At 39.3% G+C, this 23,036-nt stretch carries 21 protein-coding genes; 12 read left to right on the top strand and 9 right to left on the bottom strand.

From position 1 onward, the window contains the following. From AAEY62_RS01980 to AAEY62_RS01970, 3 genes are all read right to left on the bottom strand, one after another. Positions 1 to 417, bottom strand: a complete 417-nt coding sequence (locus AAEY62_RS01980) for a SufE family protein (RefSeq protein ID WP_024589200.1) — start codon at positions 415 to 417, stop codon at positions 1 to 3. A 33-nt stretch (positions 418 to 450) separates the two neighbouring features. Next, positions 451 to 1,677, bottom strand: coding sequence for a SufS family cysteine desulfurase (locus AAEY62_RS01975; protein ID WP_166376845.1), 1,227 nt, complete (start codon positions 1,675 to 1,677; stop codon positions 451 to 453). A 115-nt stretch (positions 1,678 to 1,792) separates the two neighbouring features. Further along, positions 1,793 to 3,079, bottom strand: coding sequence for a citrate synthase (locus AAEY62_RS01970; protein ID WP_007586875.1), 1,287 nt, complete (start codon positions 3,077 to 3,079; stop codon positions 1,793 to 1,795). A 420-nt stretch (positions 3,080 to 3,499) separates the two neighbouring features. On the opposite strand from AAEY62_RS01970, the gene sdhC reads away from it, so the two are divergent. The 8 genes from sdhC (at position 3,500) to sucD (ending at position 13,366) form a co-directional block, all read left to right on the top strand. Next, a complete protein-coding gene (sdhC, locus tag AAEY62_RS01965) occupies positions 3,500 to 3,877 on the top strand; it encodes a succinate dehydrogenase, cytochrome b556 subunit (protein ID WP_076914908.1) in 378 nt (125 codons plus the stop codon). Beyond that, positions 3,868 to 4,215 carry a succinate dehydrogenase, hydrophobic membrane anchor protein gene (gene sdhD, locus AAEY62_RS01960; RefSeq protein WP_007586873.1) on the top strand — a complete coding sequence of 116 codons (348 nt, stop codon included), beginning with the start codon at positions 3,868 to 3,870 and terminating at the stop codon, positions 4,213 to 4,215. Before sdhC ends, sdhD begins: the two co-directional genes overlap by 10 nt. Then, positions 4,216 to 5,988 carry a succinate dehydrogenase flavoprotein subunit gene (gene sdhA, locus AAEY62_RS01955; RefSeq protein WP_007375750.1) on the top strand — a complete coding sequence of 591 codons (1,773 nt, stop codon included), beginning with the start codon at positions 4,216 to 4,218 and terminating at the stop codon, positions 5,986 to 5,988. A 10-nt stretch (positions 5,989 to 5,998) separates the two neighbouring features. Beyond that, positions 5,999 to 6,715 carry a succinate dehydrogenase iron-sulfur subunit gene (locus tag AAEY62_RS01950; protein ID WP_007375751.1) on the top strand — a complete coding sequence of 239 codons (717 nt, stop codon included), beginning with the start codon at positions 5,999 to 6,001 and terminating at the stop codon, positions 6,713 to 6,715. A gap of 94 nt (positions 6,716 to 6,809) precedes the next feature. Next, positions 6,810 to 9,629, top strand: coding sequence for a 2-oxoglutarate dehydrogenase E1 component (gene sucA, locus AAEY62_RS01945; protein WP_010552673.1), 2,820 nt, complete (start codon positions 6,810 to 6,812; stop codon positions 9,627 to 9,629). A 3-nt stretch (positions 9,630 to 9,632) separates the two neighbouring features. Next, the gene (gene odhB / locus AAEY62_RS01940) at positions 9,633 to 11,150 is read left to right on the top strand and encodes a 2-oxoglutarate dehydrogenase complex dihydrolipoyllysine-residue succinyltransferase (protein ID WP_007586871.1); all 1,518 of its coding nucleotides are present in this window, start codon (positions 9,633 to 9,635) and stop codon (positions 11,148 to 11,150) included. A 177-nt stretch (positions 11,151 to 11,327) separates the two neighbouring features. Further along, on the top strand, positions 11,328 to 12,494 hold the full coding sequence (sucC, locus tag AAEY62_RS01935; protein WP_007586870.1) for an ADP-forming succinate--CoA ligase subunit beta: 1,167 nt from the start codon (positions 11,328 to 11,330) through the stop codon (positions 12,492 to 12,494). Further along, positions 12,494 to 13,366: a succinate--CoA ligase subunit alpha gene (gene sucD, locus AAEY62_RS01930; protein WP_010552674.1), complete on the top strand. Its 873-nt coding sequence runs from the start codon at positions 12,494 to 12,496 to the stop codon at positions 13,364 to 13,366. Before sucC ends, sucD begins: the two co-directional genes overlap by 1 nt. A gap of 59 nt (positions 13,367 to 13,425) precedes the next feature. On the opposite strand, the gene AAEY62_RS01925 is transcribed toward sucD, so the two are convergent. Further along, positions 13,426 to 14,496 carry a DUF3083 family protein gene (locus tag AAEY62_RS01925; protein WP_350634515.1) on the bottom strand — a complete coding sequence of 357 codons (1,071 nt, stop codon included), beginning with the start codon at positions 14,494 to 14,496 and terminating at the stop codon, positions 13,426 to 13,428. Between the two features lie 218 nt (positions 14,497 to 14,714). Between AAEY62_RS01925 and glnS the strand changes: the two genes are divergently transcribed. Beyond that, positions 14,715 to 16,373, top strand: a complete 1,659-nt coding sequence (gene glnS, locus AAEY62_RS01920; protein WP_024589203.1) for a glutamine--tRNA ligase — start codon at positions 14,715 to 14,717, stop codon at positions 16,371 to 16,373. A 308-nt stretch (positions 16,374 to 16,681) separates the two neighbouring features. Here the strand turns inward: glnS and fur are convergent, their stop codons facing one another. From fur to AAEY62_RS01895, 5 genes are all read right to left on the bottom strand, one after another. Beyond that, positions 16,682 to 17,125 (bottom strand): ferric iron uptake transcriptional regulator, encoded by a 444-nt coding sequence (gene fur, locus AAEY62_RS01915; protein WP_007586857.1) that lies wholly within the window; start codon positions 17,123 to 17,125, stop codon positions 16,682 to 16,684. Between the two features lie 186 nt (positions 17,126 to 17,311). Further along, positions 17,312 to 17,839 (bottom strand): flavodoxin FldA, encoded by a 528-nt coding sequence (gene fldA, locus AAEY62_RS01910; RefSeq protein ID WP_007586856.1) that lies wholly within the window; start codon positions 17,837 to 17,839, stop codon positions 17,312 to 17,314. A gap of 14 nt (positions 17,840 to 17,853) precedes the next feature. Then, a complete protein-coding gene (gene ybfE, locus AAEY62_RS01905; protein WP_002962928.1) occupies positions 17,854 to 18,132 on the bottom strand; it encodes a LexA regulated protein in 279 nt (92 codons plus the stop codon). Positions 18,133 to 18,134: 2 nt separating this feature from the next. Beyond that, complete coding sequence (locus AAEY62_RS01900; RefSeq protein ID WP_002962930.1) at positions 18,135 to 18,356, bottom strand: DUF2788 domain-containing protein; 222 nt, start codon at positions 18,354 to 18,356, stop codon at positions 18,135 to 18,137. Between the two features lie 95 nt (positions 18,357 to 18,451). Then, positions 18,452 to 19,219: an alpha/beta fold hydrolase gene (locus AAEY62_RS01895; RefSeq protein WP_007586854.1), complete on the bottom strand. Its 768-nt coding sequence runs from the start codon at positions 19,217 to 19,219 to the stop codon at positions 18,452 to 18,454. A gap of 220 nt (positions 19,220 to 19,439) precedes the next feature. Between AAEY62_RS01895 and seqA the strand changes: the two genes are divergently transcribed. The 3 genes from seqA to astE all read left to right on the top strand — a co-directional run bounded on the left by seqA (position 19,440) and on the right by astE (position 22,857). Then, entirely contained in the window at positions 19,440 to 20,036 is a 597-nt protein-coding gene (seqA, locus tag AAEY62_RS01890; protein ID WP_024589204.1) for a replication initiation negative regulator SeqA, read from the top strand. Positions 20,037 to 20,045: 9 nt separating this feature from the next. Next, positions 20,046 to 21,683: a phosphoglucomutase (alpha-D-glucose-1,6-bisphosphate-dependent) gene (gene pgm / locus AAEY62_RS01885; protein WP_101163771.1), complete on the top strand. Its 1,638-nt coding sequence runs from the start codon at positions 20,046 to 20,048 to the stop codon at positions 21,681 to 21,683. A gap of 121 nt (positions 21,684 to 21,804) precedes the next feature. Then, positions 21,805 to 22,857 carry a succinylglutamate desuccinylase gene (astE, locus tag AAEY62_RS01880; RefSeq protein ID WP_024589206.1) on the top strand — a complete coding sequence of 351 codons (1,053 nt, stop codon included), beginning with the start codon at positions 21,805 to 21,807 and terminating at the stop codon, positions 22,855 to 22,857. The last annotated feature ends 179 nt before the right edge of the window (positions 22,858 to 23,036 follow it).

The following is a 23,036-nucleotide window of genomic DNA, read 5'->3' as shown; positions in this document are numbered from 1 at the left end:
CTAACTAAGCTTTTGTTGTGCCATGGTTTGTATTTTATCAACCATGGCTTTAATACCATTACCACGTGATGCGCTTAAGTGGCTTATAAGGCCGAGCTTTTCAAATTCTTCATACGCATTTTTATTCACTACTTGCTCTGGTGTGAGGCCATTGTAAAGCGCTAAAATAATGGCTAATAATCCTTTTACTATACGTGTATCTGAGTCACCAATTACAACAAGTGTATTTTCTGTTAAATCAAATTCAACAAACATCCATACTTTGCTTTCACAGCCTGGTACAAGTGCATCATCAGTCTTCAAAACATCAGCTAAAACAGGTAAATTTTTTCCTAAAAGCATTATCTCACGATATTTTTGCTGCCAAGCGGGCGCATTTTTTATAGATTCTGTGACTTTGTTAAACGTATTTGTCATGAGTTATCCTAATTAATTCTATTAAAGTGACGTTTAGTCCAGTAAAGCGATACATTTTTTAAGTGAATCAATGAATATATCTACATCTTCATAGGTATTATAAAAACAAAAGCTCGCTCTTAGCGTTCCATTAAGCCCTAAATGTGTCATTAATGGCTGTGTACAATGGTGTCCACTCCTTACTGCAACCCCGTACCCGTCAAGTAAAGTTGCCAAATCATAAGGATGTTCATCATTTAAGTTGAAGCAGAGTGTACCAATATTGTCAGATAGGTTGCTATATATTGTAATACCATCAACCTTTACCAATTTTTGAGCGGCATAACTAAACAATTTTTGCTCATATTGCTGGATTTTTGCGTGATCTAATTCATTTAAATAGTCTAATGCGGCACCAAAGCCTAAAACTCCAGAGATATTTGGTGTTCCAGTTTCAAATTTTGCAGGCGCAGGACGATAAGTACTGTGAGTTAAGTACACTTTATCGATCATTTCCCCACCTGATTGGTAAATCTCAAGGGTATTTAATTGCTCATATCGACCATAAAGCACACCTAATCCTGTTGGACCGAGCATTTTATGGCTTGAGCAGACATAAAAGTCACAGTTTAATTCACGTAAATCGGGTTTTAAATGCAGTGCACCTTGTGCACCATCGACTAAAACAAGAGAATTGACGTCTTTTGCAGCTCTAATTAGTGGTTTTAAATCGGTGATATTACCCAGTGTGTTAGATGCTTGTGTAATAGCTAATAGAGCAGGTTTTGTTTCTTTTATAAATTCACAGCATTCTTTGGTGTTCAGCGTGCCATTTTTATTTAGTGGAAGCGCTATTAATTTAGCACCCGTTTGTTGACTCACTATTTGCCAAGGCACTATGTTTGCATGATGCTCAAGCGGAGATATCATTATGGTATGACTTTCATTTAAGCGCTTTTTTAATCCGTTAGCGACCAAGTTAATGGCTTCTGTAGCGCCTTTAGTCCATACAATCTCTTTACTAAATACATTGAAATACTCTGCAGTTTTATCCCGTACTTGTTCATATGAATAAGTTGCTTGCTCGCTAAGTGTATGGCGTCCACGGTGTACATTAGCGTTTTGAAACGTATAGAATTCAGTAATTGTATCTATAACTGATTGAGGCTTTTGTGAGGTTGCTGCTGAGTCTAAATAAACAAGCGGGCAGCCGTTTATTGTTTGATTTAATGTTGGGAAGTCATTTCTAATTTTATTTATATCAAACTTTAAAGCAAGCATGGCTCATCTACATAGTGTTTTTAAGGCAGGAATTGTAATCGGTTTATGATAATTCTCAAGTGTTGTTAATAAAAAAGGCCGCAAAATGCGGCCTTTTTAAACTAACCAACGTTAATTAACGCTTGTCAGTTGATACGTAGTCACGTTGAGTGTAACCAGTATAAAGTTGACGAGGACGGCTGATCTTATGACCAGGTTGAGATAGCATCTCATCCCAGTGCGTGATCCAACCAACAGTACGTGCCATTGCAAAGATTACAGTGAACATGCTTGTTGGAATACCAATCGCTTTTAAGATAATACCAGAGTAGAAATCTACATTAGGGTATAGTTTTTTCTCTACAAAGTACGGGTCTTCAAGCGCTATTTGCTCAAGCTTCATAGCAATATCAAGAAGTGGATCTTGGATATTCAGCTCAGCTAAAACTTCGTGACACGTTTGACGCATTACTGTAGCGCGTGGGTCAAAGTTTTTGTAAACACGGTGTCCAAAGCCCATAAGGCGGAACGGGTCAGCTTTATCTTTAGCTTTAGCTACGTATTCATCAATACGGTCAACAGAGCCAATCTCTTCTAACATGTTTAAACATGCTTCATTAGCGCCGCCGTGAGCAGGTCCCCATAAAGATGCAATACCAGCTGCAATACATGCATACGGGTTAGCACCAGATGAACCAGCAAGACGAACTGTTGAAGTTGATGCATTTTGTTCATGATCTGCATGAAGCATAAAGATTTTATCCATCGCTTTTGCAGTTACTGGATTAACTTTATATTCTTCAGCAGGTACAGAGAACATCATGTGTAAGAAGTTTTCTGCGTAGCTTAAATCGTTACGTGGGTATACAAACGGTTGGCCGATATTTGTTTTATAAGCCATTGCCGCGATTGTTGGTAACTTAGCAACAAGCTTAACTGCGCTTGTTTTACGTTGTTCAGCATCAGTAATATCAAGGTCTTCATGATAGAAAGATGATAATGCACCTACTACGCCACAAAGCATTGCCATTGGGTGAGCGTCAAAGCGGAAACCTTGGAAAAAGTTAGCAATCTTCTCGTCAAGCATAGTGCTTGTAGTGATTTCATTCTTAAAAACTTCATATTGTTCTTTAGAAGGTAACTCACCATTTAAAAGTAAGTAACAAAGTTCAATGTAATTTGAGTCTTCAGCTAATTGCTCAATTGGGTAACCACGGTGAAGTAGTACACCTTTACCACCATCAATATAGGTGATTGCAGATTCACAAGAACCAGTCGACATGAAACCTGGGTCATAAGTAAAGTGACCGTGTGAACCTAACGTACGTACGTCGATTACATCTTGGCCAGCAGTGCCTTGATAAATTGGAAGTTCGATTGGATCTAGTCCATCAATTTGGACTGTGGCTTTTTTATCCGCCATCGTTATGTATCTCCTATTAAGATATCTATTCTGATTTTTAGATTTTAAAGTTCTGAAATCTGTTTTAAGCACATCTTCTCATTTTAACGTGAAAGAGGGGGTTAAAGTCAATTTTTATAAACATTATGCATATATGTATAATAAATATTCGGTATTAATTAAATATAATACTATTGGCTAATTCGCAAACATCTCTAAATAAACAAGAATTGTAAAAAGCCTTGTGGGTATATATACTAACGGTGGTTTTAAACCGTATTGTATTTGGGTAAACATATTCTTAACAGCTTAAAATTTACAGGTTTGTGAACTTTAATTGTTTTGGTACGTTTATTTTGATAGTTCCATCAGTAATATTTGGTGGGTTTTTAGAAAAACAAGTAGATGAGCTCCACTGTGAGCAAAGATGGGCAAGTAACTGTGAAAAAGCAAAGACCTGTAAATCTAGATCTAACAACTATATCTATGCCGGCAACGGCTAAAGCTTCAATTTTTCACCGCGTCACCGGTGTTGCATTATTTTTTGCTTTAACGTTTGTCATTTGGGCTTGGTCTGAGTCTCTCTCTTCAGCTGAAAGTTTTGAATTCGTCAAGGGTCTGTTTAACGGATTCATTGCCAAATTTATAGCTTGGGGCACTGTTTCTGTATTAGGTTATCACCTTATTGGTGGTATCCGTCATATGATTATGGATATGGGACATTGGGAAGAACTTGAATCAGGTAACCTCAGCGCTAAAGTTTCAATGGCTCTTGGTGTTGTGTTTGCCGTATTGGCAGGGGTGTGGATATGGTTTTAAATCAAGCAACTCTAAAACGTGATGGTGTACAAGATTTCGTATCTTTACGTACCACGGCATTAATAATCAGCGCTTACGCGATTTTTATTATCGGCTATTTTTTAGCGACGCCAGAAGTCACTTTCGAAGCCTGGACAGGCCTCTTCTCTAACCTAGCAATGAAAGGGTTTACGTTAATTACCCTTGTTTGCATTATGGTTCATACCCGCATTGGCCTTTGGCAAGTTCTTACAGACTATGTTAAGTGCGCAAAGCTTCGTGCAGTTTTAGGTTTTGTATTAAACCTAATGGCCGTTGCTTACGTAGCTATTGGTCTAATCGTATTATGGGGTGTTTAAGTGAAATATTCTGTTCGTGAATTTGACGCCGTAGTAATTGGTGCAGGTGGTGCAGGTATGCGCGCTGCTTTAGCAATTACAGAATCTGGCAAAACGTGTGCATTAATATCTAAAGTATTTCCAACGCGCTCACACACTGTATCTGCTCAAGGCGGTATTACGGTTGCGCTTGGTAATTCACACGAAGATAACTGGGAATGGCATATGTACGATACCGTTAAAGGTTCCGATTTTATCGGTGACCAAGACGCTATTGAATACATGTGTCAAACTGGCCCAGAAGCTATTACTGAATTAGAAAACATGGGTTTACCATTTTCTCGTTTTGAAAATGGCCGTGTTTACCAACGTCCTTTCGGTGGTCAATCGAAAAACTTTGGTGGTGAACAAGCCGCACGTACTGCAGCAGCTGCTGACCGTACTGGTCATGCTTTATTACACCTTCTATATCAGCAAAACGTTAAAAACAAAACAAATGTATTCTCTGAATGGTATGCACTTGATTTAGTTAAAAACGATAATGGTGATGTAGTAGGGTGTACTGCAATTGAGATTGAGACAGGTGAAGTTACCTTCTTCAAATCTAAAGCTGTTGTATTAGCTACTGGTGGTGCAGGTCGTATATTCGCATCAACCACTAATGCTCACATTAACACTGGTGACGGTGTTGGTATGGCAACACGTGCTGGTATTTCTATGCAAGACATGGAAATGTGGCAGTTCCACCCAACGGGTATCGCAGGTGCTGGTACGCTAGTAACTGAAGGTTGTCGTGGTGAAGGCGGTTATCTTTTAAATAAAGATGGCGAACGCTTCATGGAACGTTACGCACCAAACGCAAAAGACTTAGCGTCTCGCGACGTTGTTGCACGTTCAATGATGACTGAAATCCGTGAAGGTCGTGGTTGTGATGGTCCTTGGGGTCCACATCTTAAGTTAAAACTTGACCATTTGGGTGAAGAAACACTTAACTTACGTCTTCCTGGCGTATGTGACCTTGCTAAAACATTTGCTCACGTTGACCCTGCAAAAGAGCCAATTCCAGTAATTCCAACTTGTCATTATATGATGGGTGGTGTTCCTACTAATGTAAATGGACAAGCGCTACAAATCGATGCTCAAGGCAACGAAACAGTAGTTCAAGGTTTATTTGCAGTAGGTGAGATTGCATGTGTATCTGTACACGGTGCAAACCGCTTAGGTGGTAACTCATTACTTGATTTAGTTGTGTTTGGTCGTGCTGCGGGTAACTTCTTAGGTAAGTACCTAAATGACGTTGAAATATCTAAAGCTGCTTCAGAATCAGACTTAGAAGCGTCTCTTGCACGTTACAATCGTTGGGAAAATTCAACGGCTGGCCAAGGTGAAGATCCAGTTCAAATCAAAAAAGACCTACAACAATGTATGCAGCTTAACTTCTCGGTATTCCGTGAAGGTGACTCAATGGCTGCAGGTCTTCAAGAACTTAAAGAAATTCGCGAACGTCTGCAACATGCTCGTCTTGATGATAAATCATCAGACTTCAATACGCAGCGTATCGAATGTCTTGAACTAGACAACTTAATGGAAACAGCTTACTCAACTGCAGTAGCTGCAAACTTCCGTACAGAAAGCCGTGGTGCACATTCTCGCTTTGACTACCCAGATCGTGATGACGAAAACTGGTTATGTCACTCAGTATTCAATCCTGTAACGGATGAAATGAGTAAGCGTGATGTAAACTATGCGCCTAAAACGCGTGAAGCTTTCCCACCTAAAGCACGTGTTTACTAGGAGATAGACGATGGCACAAGTACAATTTTCAGTTTATCGTTATAATCCAGATGTTGACAACGCTCCTCGTATGCAAGAATACACCTTGCAAACAGAGGAAGGTCACGACATGATGGTGTTGGATGCACTTATTCTTCTAAAAGAACAAGATCCTACATTATCTTTCCGTCGTTCATGCCGTGAAGGTGTGTGTGGATCTGATGGTGTTAACATGAATGGTAAAAATGGTTTAGCATGTATTACTCCTTTATCTACGCTACAAAAAAATGGCAAAGGTAAAATTGTAGTACGTCCATTACCAGGTTTACCTGTGGTTCGTGACCTTGTTATTGACATGAGTCAGTTCTACACTCAGTACGAAAAAGTTAAACCTTATTTAATTAATGATCAGCCTGCAGCAGGCGAACGTCTTCAAACTATTGAAGAACGTGATAAATTAGATGGGCTTTATGAGTGTATTTTGTGTGCATGTTGTTCAACATCGTGTCCTTCGTTCTGGTGGAATCCAGACAAGTTCATTGGTCCAGCAGGCCTTCTTCATGCTTACCGTTTCTTGGCTGATAGCCGAGATACAGCAACTGAAGAACGTTTAGCGGATTTAGACGATGCGTTCAGTGTGTTCCGTTGTCACAGTATCATGAACTGTGTTAGCGTTTGTCCTAAGGGTCTTAATCCGACCAAAGCAATTGGACAAATCAAATCTATGTTACTAAACCGAGCGGTTTGATAGCTTAGTAAAGGTAAGATGGCTAATATTAAATTATATTAGCCATCTTGTTATAATAACTATTAATTTCTGCGCTAAAAAAAAGGGCTTATAAATGCACGAAGGTGTGATGAAGGCATGGCTAGAATCTTCACATTTAAACGGCGGCAACGTTGCTTATGTAGAAGAGCTTTATGAAGCGTATTTAGACGATGCGACTTCTGTGCCAGACGAATGGCGAGAAGTGTTTGAACAATTACCTAAAGTTGATGGTGTGGATGTTGAAGTAAAACATTCAGAGGTTCGAGCACAGTTTGCACAGCTTGCAAAAAACAAGCATAGAGAAGTAGTGGTAGCAGAGGGTAGTGGCGGTGACCTTAAACAGGTTAAAGTTCTACAACTTATTAATGCTTTCCGTTTTCGTGGGCACCAAAATGCAAACCTAGATCCATTAGGTATTTGGCAACGAGAGCGTGTACGAGATTTAGAGCTAGAGTACCACGACCTATCTTCAAGTGATTTTGACCGCGAGTTTAACGTAGGATCGTTTGCCGTAGGGCGCGATACTATGCCTTTAGGTGAACTATACCAAGCACTAAAAACTACATATTGTGGTTCAATTGGCGCTGAGTATATGCACATCACATCAACAGAGGAAAAACGTTGGTTACAACAACGTCTAGAATCTGTCCAGTCTAGGCCTAAATTCTCAAAAGATGAAAAGCTACGTATCCTTAAAGGGCTTACTGCAGCAGATGGTCTAGAAAAATATTTAGGGTCTAAGTTCCCTGGTGCTAAGCGCTTTTCACTTGAAGGTGGCGATGCGTTAGTTCCAATGCTTAAAGAGCTTATTCACCGCGCTGGTGAAAGCGGCCAACAAGAAGCTGTTATTGGTATGGCTCACCGTGGTCGTTTAAACGTTTTAGTTAATGTACTTGGTAAAAACCCATCAGAATTATTTGATGAATTTGCTGGTATACATAAAGAAACGTTAGGTTCTGGTGATGTTAAATATCACATGGGTTATTCGTCTGACTTTGCTACCAAAGGTGGCAATGTACACATGGCGCTTGCGTTTAACCCATCTCACCTAGAAATCGTAAACCCTGTTGTAATGGGCTCTGTGCGTGGTCGTCTCGACCGTTTAGGTGATAAGTCAGGCATTAAAGCACTACCTATTACCATCCATGGTGATTCTGCTATTGCTGGACAAGGTGTTGTTCAAGAAACGTTTAACATGTCACAAACTAATGCGTTTAGTTGTGGTGGTAGTATTCGTATTGTTGTCAACAACCAAGTAGGTTTCACAACCTCTAAGCAAGATGACGTTCGCTCAACGCCATACTGTACTGACATTGCTAAAATGGTTCAGTCTCCAATATTCCATGTTAATTCTGATGATCCTGAAGCCGTTGCATTTGTTACTCAACTTGCTCTTGATTTTAGAAATCAGTTTAAGCGTGACGTAGTAATTGATTTAGTTTGTTACCGTCGCCATGGTCACAATGAAGCTGATGAGCCTAATGCAACTCAGCCTGTCATGTACCAAAAAATTAAAAAGCATCCAGTGCCGCGTTTAATCTATGCAGACCAACTGATTGCTGAAGGCTCTTTTTCTGAACAAGAAGTTAAAGCCTTAGCTGATGAGTACCGTGATGCACTAGATGAAGGCAGCTGTGTTGTTTCAGAAATACAGCCAGAGACGTCGCATTCTTCTGAGTGGGCCAAATATATTGGTCATGAATGGAATGTTGACTACGATGCTAGCGTATCTGTAGAGAAGCTAAAAGCTCTTGGTGAGAAAGTAGCTTCTTACCCAGAACAACATAAAGCTCAATCTCGCGTTAAAAAGATTTATGACGATCGTAAGCTAATGGCCACAGGTGAAAAACCACTTGATTGGGGTATGGCAGAGACTCTTGCCTATGCAACAATTGCGTCTGAAGGTACTGACATTCGTTTAACAGGACAAGACACAGGTCGAGGAACATTCTTTCATCGTCATGCTGTTGTTCATGGTCAATCCGATGGTACAACTTACACTCCTTTAGAGCATTTAAGTGAAGACCAAGGCACATTTGAAGTCTTTGATTCTGTTTTATCTGAGGAAGCTGTCGTTGCGTTCGAATATGGATATGCTACCGCTGAACCTAAGTCTCTCGTAATATGGGAAGCGCAATTTGGTGACTTCGCCAATGGTGCACAAGTTGTATTTGACCAGTTCTTAAGTTCTGGTGAGCAAAAGTGGGGCCGTTTATGTGGGCTTACAATTTTGTTACCTCATGGCTACGAAGGTCAAGGGCCAGAGCATAGTTCAGCGCGCTTAGAGCGTTTCTTGCAACTATGTGCTGATCACAACATGCAAGTATGTGTTCCTTCAACGCCGGCGCAAGTTTACGCTATGCTTCGTCGTCAATCAGTTCGACCACTTCGTCGTCCTCTGATTGTTATGACGCCTAAGTCGCTACTTCGTCACCCGCTTGCAACTTCATCACTTGAAGAGCTTTCACACGGTGTTTACCATAATATGATCGACGAAGTTGATGATATTAACCCTGAGAAAGTAGAGCGCGTTGTATTTTGTAGCGGTAAAGTTTACTACGAGTTACTACAAGAGCGTCGTAAGCTTGAGCAAGATAATATTGCAATTGTACGTGTTGAACAGTTATACCCGTTCCCACACGATGAAATGCAAACAATTATAGAGCGCTACCAACACGTAACTGATTTTGTATGGTGTCAAGAAGAGCCACAAAACCAAGGTGCATGGTACTGTTCACAACATCACTTTATTGATGCAATCCCACAAGGTGCTAAATTAAAATATGCAGGACGTAAAGCGTCTGCATCACCAGCGTGTGGTTACATGTCAGTACATACTAAAGAACAACAAGCGCTCGTTGCCGACGCGCTTACTATAGAAAATAAAGGATAAGCAATGAGCACAGAAATTAAAGTTCCTGTTCTTCCTGAGTCGGTTGCAGATGCTACCGTTGCTACATGGCATGTAAGTGTTGGCGACAAAGTAACTCGCGATCAAAACTTAGTAGACATTGAAACAGATAAAGTGGTTTTAGAAGTTGTTGCACAGCATGACGGTGTAATAACAGAAATATCACAAGAAGAAGGTGCAACCGTACTTGGCGACCAAGTTATGGGTTTACTTGGTGATGCTGATGCAGCGCCAGCAAGTGAAGGTTCAACTAAAGAAGAATCAGCACCAGCTAAATCAGAAGACGCGCCAGTGGCGCAATCAGCACCAGCATCAGAAGGTAAAGAAGTGGATATTAAAGTACCTGTACTTCCAGAATCAGTTGCAGACGCAACAATTGCTACATGGCATGTACAACCAGGTGACGCGGTAACACGCGACCAAAACTTGGTAGATATTGAAACAGATAAAGTTGTTCTTGAAGTAGTAGCTCAAGAAGATGGCATCATGGGTGATATCATTCATGGCGAAGGCGATACTGTATTAGGCGAGCAAGTAATTGGTTCGGTTAAAGCAGGCGGTGCACCAGCGGCTCCAGCTGCAAAAGCAGACGCAGCGCCAGCAGCAGATTCAAGCGAAAGTTCAGATGTGTTAACACCATCAGTTCGTCGTTTAATTGCTGAGAAAGGCCTAGACGCTTCTAAAATTAAAGGCACGGGTAAAAATGGTCGTGTAACTAAAGAAGACGTTGATACTTTCTTAAAAGCACCAGCGCCAGCGGCTAAAAAAGCAGAAGCTTCTGCTCCAGCTGCACCGATGGGCGATCGTACTCAAAAACGTGTACCTATGACTCGTTTACGTAAAACGATTGCGACACGCCTTCTTGAAGCTAAAAACTCAACTGCAATGTTAACAACATTCAACGAAGTGAACATGGGACCAATCATGAGCCTTCGTAAGCAGTATCAAGAAACGTTTGAAAAGCGTCACGGCATTCGTTTAGGTTTCATGTCTTTCTATGTGAAAGCGGTAACTGAAGCTCTTAAGCGTTTTCCAGATGTAAATGCTTCAATTGATGGTGACGATATTGTTTACCATAACTATTTCGATATCAGCATTGCAGTATCTACTCCACGTGGCTTAGTTACTCCAGTACTTAAAGATTGTGACAAACTATCTGTTGCTGAAATCGAAAAAGGTATTCGTGAGTTAGCACTTAAAGGTCGTGATGGTAAGCTAACGCTTGCTGATATGACGGGTGGTAATTTCACTATTACTAATGGTGGCGTATTTGGTTCATTGCTATCTACACCTATCATTAACTTGCCACAGTCTTCAATCTTGGGTATGCATAAAATTCAAGACCGTCCGATGGCTGTAAATGGTAAAGTTGAAATACTACCTATGATGTATTTAGCACTTTCTTATGACCACCGTATCATTGATGGTAAAGAATCTGTTGGTTTCTTAGTAACTATTAAAGAGTTACTTGAAGATCCAACTCGCTTATTGCTAGATGTTTAATCTAGTTGTATGAAATGTAAGCTGTGAATGAACATTCACAGCTTTTTTTTTGCGCCTTTGGTCGTACTGGGGTTTTCATGTTAAGCCTTGGGATCTATACTAGGTGCGCAATTTGGGATAGTTGTTTATTTGAAAAAATATTCAGCTCTTTTAGTATAAAAAATTGGATAAAGCATCATGAATTTGCATGAGTATCAGGCAAAACAACTTTTTGCCGAATATGGTTTACCCGTTTCTACAGGTTACGCTTGCGATACACCTGAAGAAGCTGCTGCAGCTGCTGAAAAAATTGGCGGCGATATGTGGGTTGTTAAAACTCAGGTTCACGCAGGTGGACGTGGTAAAGCTGGCGGTGTAAAGCTAGTTAAAACTATCGAAGAAGTAAAAGCGTTTGCAGCTAACTGGTTAGGTAAAAACCTAGTTACTTACCAAACAGACGAGAAAGGCCAGCCAGTAGCTAAAATTTTAGTAGAAAGCTGTACTGACATTGCTAACGAATTGTACCTAGGTGCAGTAGTTGACCGTGCATCTCGTAAAGTAGTTTTCATGGCGTCTACTGAAGGCGGCGTTGAAATTGAAACTGTTGCTGAAGAAACACCAGAGCTTATCCACAAAGCAGAGATCGACCCGTTAGTAGGTCCTCAAGCTTACCAAGCACGTGAACTAGGTTTCAAATTGGGTCTTAACCCAGTACAAATGAAACAGTTTGTTAAGATCTTTATGGGTCTTGGTAAAATGTTCACTGATTTTGATTTCGCATTACTTGAAATCAACCCGTTAGTAATTACAGACGAAGGCAACCTTCACTGTCTTGACGGCAAAATCGGTATTGATGGTAATGCACTTTACCGTCAACCTAAAATCCGTGAATTCCACGATCCATCTCAAGAAGATGCTCGTGAAGCACACGCAGCAAGCTTCGAGCTTAACTACGTTGCTCTAGACGGTAATGTTGGTTGTATGGTTAACGGTGCAGGCCTAGCAATGGGTACTATGGACATCGTAAACCTACACGGCGGCAAGCCGGCTAACTTCTTGGATGTTGGTGGCGGTGCTACTAAAGAACGTGTTTCTGAAGCATTCAAAATCATTCTTTCTGACGACAATGTTAAAGCTGTTTTAGTAAACATCTTTGGCGGCATCGTTCGTTGTGACATGATTGCTGAAGGCATCATTGGCGCAGTTAAAGAAGTTGGCGTAACCGTACCAGTAGTTGTACGTTTAGAAGGTACTAATGCTGAATTAGGTCGTGAAGTTCTTAAGAACTCTGGTCTAGATATCATTGCTGCTGAATCACTAACAGACGCTGCTGAAAAAGTTGTTGCTGCTGCGGAGGGCAAATAATGTCTGTATTAATCAATAAAGATACAAAAGTTATCTGTCAAGGTTTCACTGGTGGCCAAGGTACTTTCCACTCAGAGCAAGCGCTTGAGTATGGTACACAAATGGTTGGTGGTGTTAGCCCAGGTAAAGGCGGTCAAACGCACCTTGGTCTTCCTGTATTCAACACAGTTCGTGATGCTGTAAAAGAAACTGGCGCAACTGCTTCAGTTATCTATGTACCAGCTCCTTTCTGTAAAGATGCAATCTTAGAAGCTATCGATGCTGGCATCGAGCTAATAGTTTGTATTACTGAAGGTATCCCTACACTTGATATGGTTGATGTTAAAATCAAACTAGATCAAACAGGTACTCGTATGATCGGTCCTAACTGCCCAGGTGTTATTACTCCTGGTCAAACTAAGATTGGTATCATGCCTGGTCATATCCACAAACCTGGTAAAGTAGGTATTGTTTCTCGCTCTGGTACTTTAACGTACGAAGCAGTTAAGCAAACTACTGATGCTGGTTTTGGTCAGTCTACGTGTGTTGGTATTGGTGGTGATCCAATTCCAGGTACTAACTTTATCGACGTTCTAGAAATGTTCGAAAAAGATCCACAAACTGAAGCAATCGTAATGATTGGTGAAATTGGTGGTACTGCAGAAGAAGAAGCTGCAGAGTACATCAAAGCTCACGTAACTAAACCTGTAGTATCTTACATTGCTGGTGTTACTGCACCAGAAGGTAAGCGTATGGGTCACGCTGGCGCAATCATTGCCGGCGGTAAAGGTACTGCTGATGAGAAATTTGCTGCATTAGAAGCTGCGGGCGTAAAAACTGTACGTTCACTTGCTGATATCGGTAAAGCACTTAAAGAGAAAACAGGCTGGTAATCGCTTGTTTCCTTTAAAAAGGCCCGCATATGCGGGCCTTTTTGTTATTAGATGAAAATTTAGAACGGGTAACTAATATGCTGGAAAAAACGTACAGATAAGTCTTGGCGTTGTTTATTTATAGCCAGCTCATTACACAGAGTATAGATTGTTTTTTCTACTTGGTTCATAAATCGACCGTAGCCCATTTCATGTTTATCCTGCTGCGTTGCTACTACTACAAAATGCAGCGTTTCTACTAATTTATTTGCTTCATAAAAGTGCTTAATTTGATTTTCATTAGATTCAATATCAAAACTTAATTTTTGAAGTTCATCATTGCCTTCACTCTTATCTATTTTACTATTGCGTATAATAGGCGTTGCGCCGTTAGCAACCATAGCGCCATGGTTTAAGTTGTTATTTTGACACGCACGTATAAATGCATATGCAAAGTAGTCATAAAATTTAGCATAGTCGTTTGTGTTCATTAGTGTTTGAAACTGCGTTTTAATTGCGCGCGAAACCGGTATAGTAAAAGTGGCGTAAGTCATCTCAGCATAATCATTGGGTATGCTGCATTGTCTTGACTGGTAGCGAGGGTAGAGACTTCTTAATTTGTAACCATAGCTTTCCTTGTTGCCTTTTTCTTTAGCAAATAGGTCATACGTTAAGTGTTGATGGTCGCGTAGTTTAAACTGGGGTTGATTTATAAAGAGTTGTTCTTGTAAAGTGTCTAACACTTTTTGAACTTTATTATGAAATTCTGCAGAGTTGGCTCGTAAATCATCGCCTGTTGCTAAAAATAGAATGCGTATTTTTTTACTCGGTGTACCTTCAGTGTAATAAATCTTATGCGCTTCGTGATAACGAGGATTATAAAAAAAGAGCATTTGTTTATCTGTTTCTAATTGATAAGACTCATCATTAAATCTTACAACGGGTAGTTTATCATTCGCTAATAAGTGCACATTATAAAGCTCATACTCATCACAAGAAGCGAACAGCTGGCGTGCAATACGTTCATAGCAGCAATTTATATCACTAAAGCTTTTATAAAAATCGTGATTAGGGGTTATTTCAGCTAAAAGATAGTGGTTAGCGCGTGCATTAGTTGGAATATATACACGATGTTGATTAAGTGTCGCCATCTTCGAATCCTTATAATGTAGGTTATTCACCTACTATAAACTGTTTAGATGACTTAAATATTGCGTTAAAACAAATTTTATTCATAAACAATGGTTCAGCTGAATTAAAGTTAAGCAATATCAAAAATAAACCTTAATCTAGTGCTGTATGTTAGTGTATGTTTTTGTAATAATGCATTAGTTTTGTTATTACGTAATATTTAGAGGACTGCACTCCTATGGCGGAAATTGAGAATCGCCCAAGTAACTTTATTAGAACCCGAATTGATGAAGACTTAGCAAGTAAAAAGCATGCAACAACGCATACACGTTTTCCACCTGAACCTAATGGCTTTTTGCATATTGGTCATGCCAAATCAATTTGTTTAAATTTTGGCATCGCAAAAGATTATAACGGTTTATGTAACTTACGTTTTGACGATACAAACCCAGAAAAAGAAGACATTAACTACGTTAATTCTATAAAAGAAGACGTACAGTGGTTAGGTTTTAACTGGGATGGCGATATAAAGTATTCTTCTAACTATTTTGATACTTTATATGGTTACGCTGTTGAGCTTATAAATAAAGGCTTAGCGTACGTTTGCTTTTTAACAGCAGACGAAGCACGCCAATACCGTGGTACATTGAAAGAGCCAGGTAAAAATAGCCCGTACAGAGATACATCAGTTGAAGCAAACCTAGCGTTATTTGAAAAAATGCGTGCTGGCGAATTCAAAGAAGGTGAATGTGTCCTACGTGCTAAAATTGATATGGCTAGTTCATTTATGGTGCTTCGCGATCCAATTATTTATCGCGTACGTTTTGCTCATCATCATCAAACAGCAGACAAGTGGTGCATTTACCCAATGTATGACTTCACGCACTGTATTTCTGATGCACTCGAAGGTATTACACATTCATTATGCACACTCGAGTTTCAAGATAACCGTCGTTTGTACGACTGGGTACTTGATAACATTAGTTTAGAGTGTCACCCACAGCAAATTGAGTTTTCACGTTTAAATCTTGAATACACAATTATGTCTAAGCGTAAGCTAAGTGATTTAGTGGTAAATAACCATGTAGAAGGGTGGGATGACCCACGCATGCCTACAATTGCAGGTCTACGTCGCCGTGGTTATACACCAGGTTCAATCCGTGAGTTTTGTTTGCGTATTGGTGTAACAAAACAAGAGAATATGGTTGAAATGGGTATGCTTGAAGCATGTATCCGTGAGGATCTAAACGAAAATGCACCACGTGCAATGGCCGTACTCGATCCTGTTAAAGTTGTTATTGAAAACTACGATGCAGATAAAGTTGAAACTTTATCAGTGGCTAACCACCCAAATAAAGAAGAAATGGGTCGTCGTGATGTACCATTTACTCGTGAAATCTATATTGAACGAGAAGACTTTAAAGAAGAAGCGAATAACAAGTTTAAACGTTTAGTGCTTGATAAAGAAGTACGCTTACGTGGTGCGTATGTTATTAAAGCACAGCGTGTTGAAAAAGACGAAAATGGTGAAATCACAACTATCTTCTGTACATACGACAGCGAAACACTTGGTAAAAACCCAAGTGATGGTCGTAAAGTAAAAGGTGTTATTCACTGGGTTTCAGCACCAGAGTCTATTACGGCAGAAGTTCGTTTATACGATCGTTTGTTTAGTGTTCCAAACCCAGCAGCCGCTGATGAGTTTGAAACAACATTAAATCCTGAGTCACTGGTTGTTTTATCAAACGCTAAATTAGAGCCATCGCTTGCTAATTCACAAGCAGAGCAGGGCTTTCAGTTTGAGCGTACAGGTTATTTCTCTCGTGATTCTAAATCAGAGAACGTTGTATTTAACCAAACAGTGGGTCTTCGTGATTCATGGTCTAAAACTCAATAAGTAATATCTAAAAAACCTGAACTCTGGATAATAAATCTATCTCGAGCAGCTATTTTCAGCGCTAACTGCGTTGAATTTACTTGCAATAGGCCAGCTATTGACGCGTGAATTCGCCTTGTTTTCACTTAAAATCTCTGGCTAGAGAAAATAAATTTAAATATCACCATGATTCAATACGTTGGTAAATCTCTTAACCAGAGTTCAGGTTTAATATCCCCAGTTTTTACTGGGTATATTCATTACAAGCGTATTTTAGACACAAAAAAACCTGCACTTAGCAGGTTTTTTATTGCTTTTTAAAAGCGGTATTAGCTGTTAGCGTCGCTAAATTCTTTACACGCTGCTTTATCATTACACTCACCGTATAAATATAAAGAATGGTTTGTAAGTGTAATACCATTTTCTTCAGAAATTTCAAGTTGACGACGTTCAATCATCTCATCTTCAAACTCTACAACTTTGCCACACTTCAAACATACTAAATGATCGTGGTGTGTGCTTCCTGAAAGTTCAAATACTGATTTGCCACCTTCAAAGTGATGACGGCTTACAATACCCGCATCATCAAATTGGTTAAGTACGCGGTATACAGTTGCAAGACCAATTTCTTCACCTAGATCCAAAAGAATTTTGTAAACATCTTCAGCACTGATGTGTTGGTTATCTGGAGATTGTAAAATCTCTAATATTTTAATACGCGGTAAAGTTACTTTTAAACCGGCTTTTTTAAGTTCCAAGTTATGATCAGTCATTAAATCTGTCTCAATTTTATTTGGTTATACTAGACATCTTGCAAAGATGTACACGACACATTAGCAACAAACAGGATAACGTGCCTAAGCGTTAAGTGCAAAGAACAATTGATTTATATTGCCACTAAAGCTTAAAACGCTAACTGTTTGATAATTATTTAAACAGCTAGCGATATATGCAGTAAATTAGTCAGCTAATTCACTTAAACACATTTCTTCATATACTTGAGCAGACCATGCTTTAACACGTTGTTCTGTAAGCTCTGGTTGACGGTCTTCGTCGATGCCCAAACCTACAAAATGCTTATCATCAGCCATGCCTTTAGATGCTTCAAAGTCATAGCTTTCGCTCGGCCAATGACCAACAACAATAGCGCCACGTTCAGTAACGATATCGTTGATCATGCCCATCGCATCTAAAAAGTACTCAGCGTAATCTTCTTGGTCTCCACAACCAAAAATAGCAACAAGTTTACCTTCAAAGTCAACTTCTTCAAGTTCTGGAAAAAAGTCATCCCAGTCACATTGTGCTTCGCCGTAGTACCAAGTAGGGATACCGAATAAGATCAAATCAAATTCAGCAATCTCTTCTTTAGAGCTTTTTGCAATATCATGAACAGCCACTAGCTTTTTACCCAATTCTTTTTGGATCATTTTTGCTACGTGTTCTGTGTTACCTGTGTCACTTCCGAAAAAAATGCCTACACTTGCCATGGATTTAAAACCTTTTATGTATCAATAGCCAATCTTTCTTGTAAAATCGTTTCAATCAGCGCACTGCGGCTAATATTTTGTGCATCTGCCATATCACTCAATGCTTGATATAACTGCGATGAAACTTTAAATTCAACACGCTTTAAGCCACGTGCTTTATCTCTTTTTATTTGATTACGTTTATTTACCTTTAACTGCATATCCCGTGAAAGGGGATTGGTTTTAGGTCTGCCTGGGCGTTTTTCGTATTCAAATAAATCGAGTGTAGTTCTATCTGTTTCTGACTTCGCCATGCTTAACCTACACCTGCGCCTTGCCAAAATACTTGAATAAGACCTTTAGCAATAAAGCCTGAACAACCTAAAAAGAGCACGCCCCAGACAATGTATTGTCCGAACTTAGGCACATTGCCACTTTTTAGTACGTCTTTAATTGCCATGCCGATGAATATGAAAATACCGGCTAAGCCAAAATACAACCCTAGGGTATCAAATTCGTTAATTAACTGACTGACCATCAACGTATAACCTTTAAATTAAACGGCGCGTACTATAGCATATAATTATTCATATATTTAGTGCGCAAAATCAAAAACACGCGATTAAAATTGCTTTAAACCGCAGTTAAAAAGTCGTTTATCGCTTTATTTACAGCAAGTGGCTTTTGAGCATGAAGCCAATGGCCTGCGCCATGAATTATTTTAGCCTTAGTATTTTTAAAGCGAGCTTTAATTGCAGTACGATGCTCGGGTAAAATATAGTCAGAATCATTACCTTTAATGAAAAGAGTATCGCATAAACAAGAATTGTTTTCATTAACATTGGATGTAATTGTAGAATATTTTTCGTCAAGCACATTTAAGTTAAATCGCCATGCAAAATGACCTTCCTCATTTTTAGCGAGGCTTTTAAGTAGAAACTGTCGAACTCCCAGTTCTTCTATGTAAGGCTGCATTAGAGCATCAGCTTGTTTTCTATCGTCAATTGATTGTGCTGAAACCGCTTTTAATGCCTGTAATATTTTTGTGTGCCGAGCAGGGTAACTAACAGGTGCTATATCAAGTACAACAAGCTTATTTACAAGTTCAGGATGTGTAAGCGCTAATTCCATTGCCACTTTACCACCCATAGAGTGCCCAACTAAATGTGCTTTATCTATGTTCAAATGTGCTAATAACTCAACAATATCTTGTGCCATTGCCGGGTAGTTCATTTCATCACTATGAGGAGAAAGCCCGTGGTTACGTAAATCAACGTTAATAACAGTAAAGTGTTCACTTAATGGTTTTGCTATTACATTTAGGTTTTCTAATGATCCAAAAAGCCCATGTATCAAAATAACATTAGGACCTTGCCCTTGTTGCTTGTAATTTAACTGCATACCCGCCTCCTGAAAATTTCGCCATAGTTTGCCGAGCATTGCTCTAAAAAGCAAAAAATACAGCGACTATTTATTAAATTGGGCTTTTGTTTGTTAAATCAACAACAATGAGGTAAATATTAATATGTTTACGGGAGTGCTTGTTGTAACTCGCATTTCTGATTGGTTTGGGTATAATCACACGGGAGAAAAAAATGTGACCCGTAATGACAGGAAGAACATGAAACAAATCGACATAGACGACGAGTTATATCAATATATTGCTAGCAATACGCAAAGTATTGGTGAAAGTGCATCCACTATTTTACGTCGTTTATTAAATCTGAGCGGCGAAAAAATTCAAACCGCAAACGTAGAACTAACTCAAAATAATCAAACTGCGACTACGTCTACCGCCACATTAAAAAGCTCAGAGCCATCTGCTGCTGAGACTTCAAAAAAACAAACGCCTGTAGCTCACGCACCCGTGAAGCAAAAAAGCGATAATGTTTTTAATGTATTAAATAAAGAAGAGCTGGCAATGCAAAAAGGTGTTGTTGGACGCTTTTTGTTTATTTTAAGTGCATTTTACCGCACACATAAAACTGATTTTTCTGCGGTATTAGACATAAAAGGGCGTGACCGTGTTTACTTTGCTACTAGTAAAGAAGCTTTAGTAAATAGCGGTAGTAGTATGAATCCTAAAAACATAACCGATAGTGAATATTGGGTTATGACTAATTCTAATACAACGCGTAAAAAAATGATGCTTCATGAAGTGGCTCTTTGCCTTGGATATAGTGCAGAGCAAGCTGAAAAAATTCGCGATTACCTGTAAGGAAATATAATGGCTATTCACTCAGGCGCAGGCAAAACTGCTCCACAATCGGCACTGGTTAACGTACCTAAATTAGTATCTGCGTATTACTTAAATGAACCTGATCTTGAACAAAATCCAGAGCATTGTGTTGCCTTTGGTACCTCAGGCCACCGTGGTTGTTCTTACGATGTTAAATTTAACGAATCACACATTTTAGCGATTACTCAGGCTATTTGTGATTACAGAAAACAAAATGACATATTTGGTCCGTTATTTTTAGGCAAAGACACACACGCATTGAGTGAAGCCGCATTTAACTCGGCTATTGAAGTATTAGTTGCTAACGAAGTGCAAGTGATAACGCAAGAGGACGGTGATTTTACACCAACGCCAGTTATCAGCCATGCCATAGTGAGCCACAATAAGCTACACCCAAATGAATTAGCAGACGGGATTGTTGTTACGCCTTCGCATAACCCTCCTGAAGATGGTGGCTTTAAATACAACCCACCTAATGGCGGGCCAGCTGATACCGACGTCACTAATTGGATTGAAGACAGAGCTAATCAACTTTTATTAGAAGATTTAGTTGAAGTTGAGTTATTTCCATTCGCTAAAGCATCGCGTTCCGGCTTTATCCGCTACGAAGATTTAATGACTCCTTATATTGATGACTTAGCAAATATCGTTAATTTAAAAGCAATCAGCGATGCAGGTATTAAAATAGGTATCGATCCACTAGGTGGTTCAGGCATCAACTTTTGGCCAGTCATTGCAAAAAAATATAATTTAGATTTAACCGTAGTTAATGATGTTGTTGATCCACGTTTTGCTTTTATGCCACTTGATAAAGACGGCAAAATTCGTATGGATTGTTCATCGCCTTATTCAATGGCAAATCTTATTGCACTAAAAGATGATTTTGATGTGTCTATTGGTAACGACCCTGACTACGATCGTCACGGTATTGTAACGCCAGATGGTTTAATGAATCCAAACCACTTTTTAGCAGTGGCAATCGATTACTTACTTAAACACCGTGATTGGAATGAAACCGTAGAAATTGGTAAAACATTGGTTTCTAGCTCTATGATCGACAAAGTAGCTGCTCGTAACAACCGTAAGGTTAAAGAAGTACCAGTAGGCTTTAAATGGTTTGTTGAAGGCTTAAGCAAAGGCAAGCTTGCCTTTGGTGGTGAAGAAAGCGCAGGTGCTGCATTTTTACGTTTTGATGGCTCTGTATGGTGTACAGATAAAGACGGCTTCATTATGGGTCTACTCGCTGCAGAAATACTTGCTGTGACAGGTAAAACGCCATCAGCGCTTTATAAAGAATTAGAACAAGAGTTTGGTTCTCCAATTTATAAACGCCTAGATGCACCAGCCACAAGCGGTCAAAAATCACGTTTAAAAGCATTGAGTGCTTCTGATGTTAAAGCAGATACACTTGCAGGCGAGCCTATTTTGCAAAAATTGACTCATGCACCAGGTAACGATGCCGCCATTGGTGGTTTAAAAGTGGTTACTGAAAATGGCTGGTTTGCAGCGCGTCCATCAGGTACTGAAGATATTTATAAAATATACCTTGAATCATTTAAAGGTGAAGAGCATTTAGCGTTACTTGAAAAAGAAGCTAAAAAGCTTGTAGATTCAGTTATAAGCTAACTTAATCTAATAATTTTAAAACGGCTGATTTATTCAGCCGTTTTCGTTTCTATACCTTGTGTATTTATAAAAATATATGCATAAGAGTCTACTCTCACATTATTTTTAAAGGGCTTATTATATGTCAGCCAATCCATCTTACTTAAATGAATTAAAACAAACTGGCGATTTTTTAACGCTTAGTCGTGACAACGAATGGCATTTAGATGCAGGTGAGTTTGTTTTAGATAATGGGACTCTTGTAAATATACACGATACCGGAGTCATTGAGTTTCAACCTGCTGTTACAACGTCAAAAGATGTAGTTTATTCAAGCGCTGTACACGGTAACGAAACTGCGCCAATTGAAATTTGTGATGCACTTATTAAACAAATTATAAAAGGCGAGCTGATACTTAAGCAGCGCGCTTTGTTTATTTACGGTAATCCACAATCAATTAATATTGGCCTGCGTTTTGTAGAAGAAAACTTAAATAGATTATTTAATGGTCACCATACAGTTGAAGGTGTACCAATGAATAATGAGCGAAACCGCGCTGCAAAGCTTGAGCAATACGTAAGCGATTTTTATACACGTGGCGAGCAAGGCAGTACGCGATGTCATTACGACTTACACACTGCAATTAGAGGCTCTAAAAACGAAAAATTTGCTGTGTATCCATTTTTACATGGTAAGCCATGGAAAAAGTCGCAGTTACAATTCTTATTGAGTTGTGGTGTAAATACTGTGCTTATGATGAAATCTCCTGCAACAACATTTAGCTATTATTCGTCATTTATACACGGTGCTGATTCTTTTACGGTAGAGCTGGGTCAAGTTAAGCCATTTGGTCAAAACGATATGGCTCGCTTTGAAAAAACAAAGCAAACCTTAACTGCATTAATTAGTCAAAATGAAGTTAAATATCCTGAATTTAATGCAAACGATTTTGAATTGTTTGCTGTCCATCGCACAATAAATAGAACGCAGAACGATTTTAGCTTTCCTTTTTCTGACGATGCCGAGAACTTTACTGGCTTTGCGAAAGGTGAACTACTTGCAACCGACGGTGATACAGCGATTTATGCTGACGTTGAAGGAGAGGCTATTATTTTTCCAAATGCGAGCGTAGCATTAGGGCAAAGAGCACTCCTTACTGTTATTCCAATGGATATTGATAGCAATTTCGTCTAATTTAACTCATCAGACCACTAATAGCTTGAAGTTAACTATATGATTACTATTAATTAAAGTAACCGTATCGTTAACTTGCCACTTATTTAACCAGTATTTGCTTTTGTTTCGTCCCAGATCTGTTGAATAACACTTTACGTTAACGTAAAGTGTTGGCAGCTTTAATTAAAGATAGTGCA

It is taken from the genome of Pseudoalteromonas sp. GW168-MNA-CIBAN-0100 (genome assembly GCF_040309225.1).
Taxonomy (GTDB): Bacteria; Pseudomonadota; Gammaproteobacteria; order Enterobacterales; family Alteromonadaceae; genus Pseudoalteromonas; species Pseudoalteromonas arctica.
The sequence above is the reverse complement of the archived record's forward strand: the minus strand, read 5'-3'. Positions and strand labels throughout refer to the sequence as shown.

Bases quoted from the DNA above. Each gene is read 5' to 3' on its own strand.
- AAEY62_RS01950 (WP_007375751.1), top strand. From the start codon at position 5,999: ATGGCACAAGTACAATTTTCAGTTTATCGTTATAATCCAGATGTTGAC.
- AAEY62_RS01895 (WP_007586854.1), bottom strand. From the start codon at position 19,219: ATGCAGTTAAATTACAAGCAACAAGGGCAAGGTCCTAATGTTATTTTG.
- AAEY62_RS01980 (WP_024589200.1), bottom strand. From the start codon at position 417: ATGACAAATACGTTTAACAAAGTCACAGAATCTATAAAAAATGCGCCC.
- AAEY62_RS01900 (WP_002962930.1), bottom strand. From the start codon at position 18,356: ATGGTCAGTCAGTTAATTAACGAATTTGATACCCTAGGGTTGTATTTT.
- sucC (WP_007586870.1), top strand. From the start codon at position 11,328: ATGAATTTGCATGAGTATCAGGCAAAACAACTTTTTGCCGAATATGGT.
- pgm (WP_101163771.1), top strand. From the start codon at position 20,046: ATGGCTATTCACTCAGGCGCAGGCAAAACTGCTCCACAATCGGCACTG.
- astE (WP_024589206.1), top strand. From the start codon at position 21,805: ATGTCAGCCAATCCATCTTACTTAAATGAATTAAAACAAACTGGCGAT.
- ybfE (WP_002962928.1), bottom strand. From the start codon at position 18,132: ATGGCGAAGTCAGAAACAGATAGAACTACACTCGATTTATTTGAATAC.
- AAEY62_RS01970 (WP_007586875.1), bottom strand. From the start codon at position 3,079: ATGGCGGATAAAAAAGCCACAGTCCAAATTGATGGACTAGATCCAATC.
- sucA (WP_010552673.1), top strand. From the start codon at position 6,810: ATGCACGAAGGTGTGATGAAGGCATGGCTAGAATCTTCACATTTAAAC.
- fldA (WP_007586856.1), bottom strand. From the start codon at position 17,839: ATGGCAAGTGTAGGCATTTTTTTCGGAAGTGACACAGGTAACACAGAA.
- AAEY62_RS01925 (WP_350634515.1), bottom strand. From the start codon at position 14,496: ATGGCGACACTTAATCAACATCGTGTATATATTCCAACTAATGCACGC.
- fur (WP_007586857.1), bottom strand. From the start codon at position 17,125: ATGACTGATCATAACTTGGAACTTAAAAAAGCCGGTTTAAAAGTAACT.
- sdhD (WP_007586873.1), top strand. From the start codon at position 3,868: ATGGTTTTAAATCAAGCAACTCTAAAACGTGATGGTGTACAAGATTTC.
- glnS (WP_024589203.1), top strand. From the start codon at position 14,715: ATGGCGGAAATTGAGAATCGCCCAAGTAACTTTATTAGAACCCGAATT.
- AAEY62_RS01975 (WP_166376845.1), bottom strand. From the start codon at position 1,677: ATGCTTGCTTTAAAGTTTGATATAAATAAAATTAGAAATGACTTCCCA.
- sucD (WP_010552674.1), top strand. From the start codon at position 12,494: ATGTCTGTATTAATCAATAAAGATACAAAAGTTATCTGTCAAGGTTTC.
- odhB (WP_007586871.1), top strand. From the start codon at position 9,633: ATGAGCACAGAAATTAAAGTTCCTGTTCTTCCTGAGTCGGTTGCAGAT.
- seqA (WP_024589204.1), top strand. From the start codon at position 19,440: ATGAAACAAATCGACATAGACGACGAGTTATATCAATATATTGCTAGC.